This window comes from Ventosimonas gracilis (assembly GCF_001580025.1).
In the GTDB taxonomy this organism is placed as follows: domain Bacteria; phylum Pseudomonadota; class Gammaproteobacteria; order Pseudomonadales; family Pseudomonadaceae; genus Ventosimonas; species Ventosimonas gracilis.
On record NZ_LSZO01000030.1, the window covers coordinates 1 to 787 of the forward strand.

The 787-nt window shown below is 54.1% G+C and carries 3 protein-coding genes; 2 read left to right on the forward strand and 1 reads right to left on the reverse strand.

The annotated features are described in order from the left end of the window. Positions 1 to 90: head-tail connector protein (locus tag AXE65_RS14380; RefSeq protein WP_160330578.1), on the reverse strand; the 90-nt coding region annotated here is incomplete at its 3' end. 53 nt (positions 91 to 143) lie between these two features. Between AXE65_RS14380 and AXE65_RS01620 the strand changes: the two genes are divergently transcribed. Both AXE65_RS01620 and AXE65_RS01625 read left to right on the forward strand, forming a co-directional pair. Continuing rightward, positions 144 to 422, forward strand: a complete 279-nt coding sequence (locus AXE65_RS01620; protein ID WP_068387093.1) for a BrnT family toxin — start codon at positions 144 to 146, stop codon at positions 420 to 422. 10 nt (positions 423 to 432) lie between these two features. Further along, positions 433 to 783, forward strand: coding sequence for a BrnA antitoxin family protein (locus AXE65_RS01625; protein ID WP_068387096.1), 351 nt, complete (start codon positions 433 to 435; stop codon positions 781 to 783). The last annotated feature ends 4 nt before the right edge of the window (positions 784 to 787 follow it).

Below are 787 nucleotides of genomic sequence, written 5' to 3' on the forward strand. Positions count from 1 at the left end.
TTTTGCCGCGTTTAAATAAGCGGTTAATAAGGCGTCTTCGTCATCATGGTCGATGCGCAGGTGGTGTTTAAGTGGGGTTAAATCGAGCATAAAACACCTGTTTTAGTGTTGACGTTTATGCGGTTGGTGGCTACAATAAGCGCATGATGATTGAATTTGACCCCGCCAAAGATGCGATGAATCGCGACAAGCACGGGATTTCTTTGTTTGATGCAACGCGCTTCGAGTGGGATACGGCGCACATTAAGCAAGATGGTCGCTTTGATTATGGCGAGCAGCGCTTTCAGGCCATTGGCTATATCGGCGAGCGCTTGCATTTCATGGTCTTTTGCGTGCGAGCTGGGAAAAAACGCATCATCAGTCTGCGCAAGGCCAACAAAAGGGAGTTCAACGACTATGTACGTGACCTTGAAAAACGGTAAGAGACTGCGTATGCCTTCCGATGAAGAGGACGCCATAATCCAGGCGGGCATTGACGCAGACACGGAAAACCCCGAATGGAGCGCGGAAGATTTTGCCCGCGCCCGCCCCGCCCGCGAGGTGTTGCCGCCTGCCGTATATGCGGCGCTGACCGACAAGAGCAAGCCGCGCACCGTCAGGTTGGTCACGGATGAAGAAGACCGCGCACGGCGGATAGGACGGCCTAAATTGGAAGCGCCTAAATTGCATGTCAATATGCGCGTCGATGCGCCCGTTGTTGAACACTTGCGCGCATCCGGCAAGGGCTGGCAAACGCGCGTCAATGCGTTGTTGCGCGAGGCGGTCGAGCAAGGGCGGATTTGAGCGT

Coding starts and splice junctions, on each gene's coding strand:
- AXE65_RS01620 (WP_068387093.1), top strand. CDS start 144: ATGATGATTGAATTTGACCCCGCCAAAGATGCGATGAATCGCGACAAG.
- AXE65_RS01625 (WP_068387096.1), top strand. CDS start 433: ATGCCTTCCGATGAAGAGGACGCCATAATCCAGGCGGGCATTGACGCA.